Below are 6461 nucleotides of genomic sequence, written 5' to 3'. Positions count from 1 at the left end.
ATACAGACAGAGTATTTATATCGTCCCCAAAGTGTTTACTGGAGTTGAAAAACTCGGTTAGCGGTAGGGCGATGAAATGTAGTTCTTGAGGAAAGAGGAGTTTAGTTTAGCTACGGAGTCAAACTATTCTGATCCATAGCCATAATAGTAACTTTAATCCGGTAGATGATTTTCTATCCTTTCTTTAAATAGATAGAGAACAGGCGTGAGTCGCGCTAAATATTTTTTTGCCTTAGTAAGCATTTTGCGAGCTGTAGGAAAATCATTTTTCATTAACAGCAGACGGATTAGCTGTTCATAACTATCTACGCTATAAGGATTAATGTTTAAAGCTCTTTGCAATAATTCAATTGCTTTATCATTCATACCGATTTTCACGGCAGCATTTGCATAAGCTATTAAATGGTCTGGATTTAATAAAGAACCGGACTGTTCATATTCTACGAAGCTATAATAAGATTTCAGCCAGATCTCTTTTTTCCCATAAACCAAGGCAGAGAGCAAAAGAAGCTGTTTATGCTTGCCGAATTTTTTTTCGGCGATCAGAATTGTCTGATAGGCGCTATCATAATTTTGCAAGCGAAGATATTGTTCAATTAAAAGAAAATACATAAAAGGATTATCGTCTATAACACCAAGAAGTTCGTTGATAATATTGATGCTTTCCTGATATGCACCCGAAAAAGCATAAGCCAGAGCGCTATTATATAATACTTCCGGAGGAGGATTGGTAATTCTATTGAAGTAACTGAGAGCAATTCTGTATTCTCCCAAAGAAAAATAGCAGGAACCAATCAAAAACATTAACTGGGGATTATCGGGACAAAGGGAGATTGCTTTATTATAGTAACTAAGAGATTTTTCGTAGAGTTGTCTTTCCAGATAGATATCTCCCAAATTAGTAAGAATGGAAATATCCTCAGGTGCTTCTTTTAATCCTTCTTGTAATATATAAACTGCGCTTAGCCAGTTGGTTTTGACAACGGCATTGGCTCTTTGAATAAGGTTGTTTATTTCTGTTAAATTCATTTTATTTTAGCTCTTTCATCAGTTCTTTTACCGCTTTGGTAAGTTGCAGATCGCGTTCAGCGATGATATCTTCCGGTAAATTCTCCACAATGATGTCTGGAATAACTCCGTTTCCTTCCATATTAGTTCCGTCAAGTTTATACCAACCCGTTCCTGGCATTCGCATTGATGAACCATCTTGAAGATAATATTGCCAAGTTCCAATTACTGAACCACTGGAGGGAACTCCCACCACTTTGCCTATTTTTAATTCTTGATAAATCATCGGGAAAATTTCTCCGTCACTGAAGGACTCCTCGTTAACTAAGACAATGCTTGGTTTATCCCATATATTATAGGGTTCTGATTGTTGAAAACGACTGAATCTGCGACTTGTGGTGTAGGCATATTTCTTTTTTTCCAACAAAGTGATCAGTTTGTCATGAATATGTCCTCCATAATTTCCACGCACATCAATTACGAGGGCTTCTTTATCATAATTTTTCACTAACAAATCAGAATAGAAATTTTGCCAATCCTCTTCTCCCATAGCAGGGATATGAATATAACCTATCTTATTATGAGTAAGTTCATCTACCAGTTTACGGTTTTGGGCTACCCAGTAATCATATTTTAAATCATTCATTTGATAATATGATAAACCGGTGATCACTGCTTCCGTAATAACTCCCTTCTGCAAAAAGGTCAGTTTAATCTTTTTTCCCGTTTTTCCGGCTAAGAGGGAATCTATGGCAGTTTTCGGTGTAATTTTAATACCGTCAATATGAGTTAAAATACACCCTTCTTCTAATTGATAAAAGCTGCTTAGCCGAGAATTGGGGTATATTCTGCTTAACCTAATTCCTTCTTCCAATTTTATATTATAATCAAATTCAGCACCAATCCAAGCGGCAGGATTGGAAAAGGAATTGTATTCATCGCGTGGATAAAAGCCAGTATGCGAAGCATTTAAGTCACCAATCATTTCATCTATGACGGTGGCAACATCATAAATATCTTTAGCTTTATTTACATAAGTGAGATATAATTGATAGAGCTGCTTCCAAGCAACAGAGTGCATATCCGGATCATAAAAATAATTGCCAAAAATACACCATACTTCTTCAAAAACAGAGCGATTCAAAAGTGCTTTGTCATATTTGTAATCATATTGAATTTGAACATCTTTACGGGCGGAAGTAATGGTATTATAAGATTTAATTTCTCCCAGAACAAGATAATAGATAGTGTTGTTCACTTTGCTGTAAGATGCTGCCGATTTGCCAAAATTAAAGATTTCTTTCTGATTTTTGCCGTAAACATCAGCTTTTCTAAGATAACTATTCTTATCTTGCCGTTTATTATCTTCTATGTAATAAAAAGTGCTGTCGCTGATTGTGTCTAAGACGAAATTATAATTATCTTTTGCTTTAATGATGGGATAAAAGCGTTTTTCGATGCCCTCCCAAACGATTTTTAAGGGTTGAGGTGTTTTTTCAGCTTGTTTTTCGGCAACGATGTCTATAACCAAATTGCCCTTTTCGTCGGACTGTCTTTCTTCTTTGATGCTATCGGGCTTACTTTTTTCTGGTTTTAAAATTTCATCCCAAGGGTCTTTATCCAGCTCAAATTCATCTCTGGGAACTAAATCTAATCGGTAAATATCATTGTTACGAGTTAATAATATGGATTTATTATCGGCAGTCCAAATTAGATTTTGCAGCCATCCGCTATCCGCTAACAGTCGTGTACTTGTATTGGCTTGAACATCATACAGATATAATTCTTTTACATAATTATCTTCACGCACAATTCCATACACGGCATAATTGCCATCTTCGCTATAAGCAAAATTAGTAGTAACTGCCCAGGGTGTTTTTACAGGACGAATATTTACAAATCCGGAATCGGCGATTGCTACATTCTCATTACTATAATAATCGGCATATTTGAAATACCAACGCCCTTTTTTATCCCTAAAGAGTTCATTTACACATAAACTATCAGCCCCAAACCATTCAATGGGGGAGAGGGTTATTATGGAATCTGCAGTTGCCATAAAAAGTTTGATGATGCCGTCATCCAGTTTGCTGACAATCATTCTGCGTTCATCCAAAAATTGCATATTGAAAATGGAACCATTATCAAAACTTATTTGTTTTACCTCTCCACCTTTAACCGGAGCAAAGAAACAGTCATAATTATGTTTGAAACCCACGAGCAATTCATTGGTAGAAACAGTATAATCCTCAACAGTATTATTTTGATAGCTGCGCACAATGTTATCCTGCCATTCGTCTTCGGAAAGGTCTATAAAAAGAGGGCTTACTTTATTTTCCTTTTTAAGTAGGGGATCGTATTTATAGATAGTATCAAAATATTCAAAAACAAGGCGATCATTTGCTCTTGCTACATTTATATCTCTGGCGCTGAAAGTTTTCAGAGCCGTGATGTTTTCGGGTCGGCGAAAGGAAAGATTATTTACTTTGTTAATCTGTAAACACTTACCATCCGATGCACAATAATATAAAGCTCCGCTCTGAGAAAAACGCGGATACATTTCCGATAGTTTGGTTTTAGTTAATTTGGTATATTTTTTAGTGGCAATATCCAATAGCCAAAGCTCTCCATTGGCACTACCTTTATATGCTTCCCGTCTGGAATAACCGTTCTTTTGAAAAACAATTTGTTTATTATCCGGGCTTAAAGTGGCAAAGCGAGTTGCTATTTCTGCCAACATTTCGGGTCTGGAACCATCAATCGGAACTTTATAAAAAGAAACACCCCAACGCATAGAATACTTTGTGCAAAGAAGATATTTAGAATCACTAAACCACTCAGATAGCCCTAAGGACTCATAATTTATGGCTTTTGCCTCTCCGCCCTCTGCTGGAATCAAATAAATGATACTTTGACCATCGCGATCAGAAGAAAAAGCGATCATTTTTCCATCCGGACTAAATTGGGGATTCCATTCTCTACAAGTTGTATTGGTAATCCGACGAGGAATTCCTCCCTCAAAAGGAATTAGCCATAAATCATTGCAATATACGAAACAGACAGTTTTACCATCCGGAGAAATTGCAGGATCGGAACTGAAAGATGCTTCCAAAGCGAAGAGAGGATAGGTGAAAAGAAACAAGACGGCAATCCATCCGATCTTTTTTAAAGTGTTTTTTCCTTTTTTCATTAGTCCTTTTCCACAAATATTAGATTCAATTCTGGTTTATTGATTTCGTAGCTATGTTTTAAAACCCTGAAGGTAACAGGCGGTCTGTTAACTTCCGATACAGATATTTTCCTAACCTTTTTCTGCTCCGGATTCAAGAACTGATTCAACTTTTCATCCAGTGCTGTTTCATAGTTCGCAATTTGATTTTCCAGCTCGTTAATAGCTATGGCATTTGTTTCTTTATCTTCTTTCCAATGGATAAGTTCCTTGGTTAAAATAAGTAACATATTACGATAAAAAGGGCTAATGGCTATTTCAATTTCTGCTTCATTATTGTCTTTCGAACCGATTTTCCCAATCGCTATTGATTCTCCTGCTTGAGTTAAGCCACCGTTAATTTCACTGGTTTCAAAATCTCCTATAATATCTCCGTCACAAACGACGGTGGAGTTTTCTATCGTATCCGTAAAATGGATATTATGCAAGCAGACAACATACGAATTGCGAATGCTTCGGCATTCCAAATCTCCCCAGATAATAATACCTCTGCCAGAAGATGAAATAATATCACCTTTAATGAATAAATTCTTAGCGCATTCTATGGAGCAGGAGTGTATGTCTCCGTTTATTATCAAGTTAGCTTTACAGCGAAGAGTTACAAAAGATAAATTTCCTTCTATGGAGAGATCAATGGGGCAATGGAAGATATTATCACTGGGAATATCCTCAGCCCTCAACGCGATATTATTTAGGAGGCAAATATGATTTTGTTCGTCCAGATAAGGATATCCATCTGTTAGAGCATAAAATTGTAAATTTTGGGGATCAAAAGCAATATTTATACCCACTAAATTGTTTGCTTGCTCCAGATCGACTGATTCGGAATTGATAAGTGTGCCAAAAATATCATAGATACTGCCACCCTGTTCAAATATGTTTTTGGCGTATTCAGCTACAACATCACCGGCGTGATAAAGTTTTAACTTGGATAGCATCATAAAGGTTACATCTGTTTCGGGATTCCCAATTATATCCGGATTGAAATTATAACGCAGCATACTTTCGCTTTTTTTAATATTGCACATTGCGATGGGAAAAGGAGTTGCAAATTCTTTTTCCAAAGTTTGCAGACGCATATATTCCGCCGCTTCCTCAAAACCATTTTTTATGTTTGCTTCTTCCAGGAGGGCAATAATATCATTTTCATCAATCAGTTTACCCGTATTATTAATGGTCAGCCAAGCAGATAAGGGTTTTTCTCGAATTTCCAAAATTAAGTTACCGTCTTTACTGGTAAATGTTTTAGCCATGAATGATACCTACTAAGTTTATTTGACGGTTCTTGGTCTTTTCTCTGCGATAGGAATGGTAGCTGGAACTTTCATAAGTGCAATCAGGGATGTTTTCTATATTTATATCCATAATTCCAGCTTTTAAGAGTTGATGGTTAATTACAGTGCGTATATCAATATGTCTATTCTTAGAGGAAACAGGTTCCAAACCCATTGCTTTGATGCTTTTATTGAATTCGTCATATAGTTCTTGGCTTACTTCATAGTGATTGTGACATATTCCTGCCCCTACAATAGCGATAATATCATTTAACTGACAATACATCTGGCTATTCATTATTCTAATCGCCTCTCCAATAATGTTCTTTCGGGTTCCTTCTCTGCCACAATGAATTGCCGCTACCACATTGCGTCGGCTATCCATTAAAATAACTGGATAACAATCTGCAGTTCTGATAAGTAAATATTGATAGGGAGTTTGGGTGATTAAACCATCGACAATCGGGATTTGCGGTTTTTGCATAAAGCCAGCTCCACAATCTATTTCACGGCAAATATGAACTTGTTTGGAATGAGTTTGCTCTGCAATTATTACTCTGGAGGCAGGAATTTTTACTCCATCCAGCACAAAATCTCGTTGCATATATAAAAGGGAATGATAATCAGGATCTCGCTTACCAAGATAATAAAATATTCTCACTGTGCAGAGGCCTCCTCAGTATTTATTTTGGAACGATATACATCGGTGTTGTCACTGATAACAAGCATTCTTAATACACCTCGTAAAAATTTGGGAACAATTCGCATGCCATTTAGCGACCATAATAAAAAGATACTTGCACAGGATACTAATGTATAACGAGCTCCAATCTTGCTGGATAAACTTCCCATCAACAAACTTCCCAAAGGTGACATACTTGCTGAAGCCATAGTATATAAGGCAATAACTCTTCCTCTCATTTCCAAAGAAGTGATGCTCTGAATTAAAG

At 36.5% G+C, this 6461-nt stretch carries 5 protein-coding genes; all 5 read right to left on the bottom strand.

The window, feature by feature from the left end; translation table 11 throughout:
• Positions 1-153 precede the first annotated feature (153 nt).
• Complete coding sequence (locus ABFC98_00885) at positions 154-1029, bottom strand: tetratricopeptide repeat protein (protein MEN6444581.1); 876 nt, start codon at positions 1027-1029, stop codon at positions 154-156.
• 1 nt (position 1030) lies between these two features.
• On the bottom strand, positions 1031-4198 hold the full coding sequence (locus ABFC98_00880; protein ID MEN6444580.1) for a S41 family peptidase: 3168 nt from the start codon (positions 4196-4198) through the stop codon (positions 1031-1033).
• A complete protein-coding gene (locus ABFC98_00875) occupies positions 4198-5490 on the bottom strand; it encodes a FapA family protein (protein ID MEN6444579.1) in 1293 nt (430 codons plus the stop codon). Before ABFC98_00875 ends, ABFC98_00880 begins: the two co-directional genes overlap by 1 nt.
• Complete coding sequence (gene pgeF, locus ABFC98_00870) at positions 5483-6172, bottom strand: peptidoglycan editing factor PgeF (GenBank protein ID MEN6444578.1); 690 nt, start codon at positions 6170-6172, stop codon at positions 5483-5485. Before pgeF ends, ABFC98_00875 begins: the two co-directional genes overlap by 8 nt.
• The coding region (locus tag ABFC98_00865) for a hypothetical protein (protein MEN6444577.1) at positions 6169-6461 on the bottom strand (293 nt) is incomplete at its 5' end. The genes pgeF and ABFC98_00865, both read right to left, overlap by 4 nt.

Origin of the sequence: Candidatus Cloacimonas sp., from assembly GCA_039680785.1 — a bacterium.
Classification (GTDB): domain Bacteria; phylum Cloacimonadota; class Cloacimonadia; order Cloacimonadales; family Cloacimonadaceae; genus Cloacimonas.
Note: the sequence above shows the minus strand (reverse complement) of the source record. Positions and strands in the feature narration are given on the sequence as shown.

Bases quoted from the DNA above. Each gene is read 5' to 3' on its own strand.
- ABFC98_00885 (MEN6444581.1), bottom strand. From the start codon at position 1,029: ATGAATTTAACAGAAATAAACAACCTTATTCAAAGAGCCAATGCCGTT.
- ABFC98_00880 (MEN6444580.1), bottom strand. From the start codon at position 4,198: ATGAAAAAAGGAAAAAACACTTTAAAAAAGATCGGATGGATTGCCGTC.
- ABFC98_00875 (MEN6444579.1), bottom strand. From the start codon at position 5,490: ATGGCTAAAACATTTACCAGTAAAGACGGTAACTTAATTTTGGAAATT.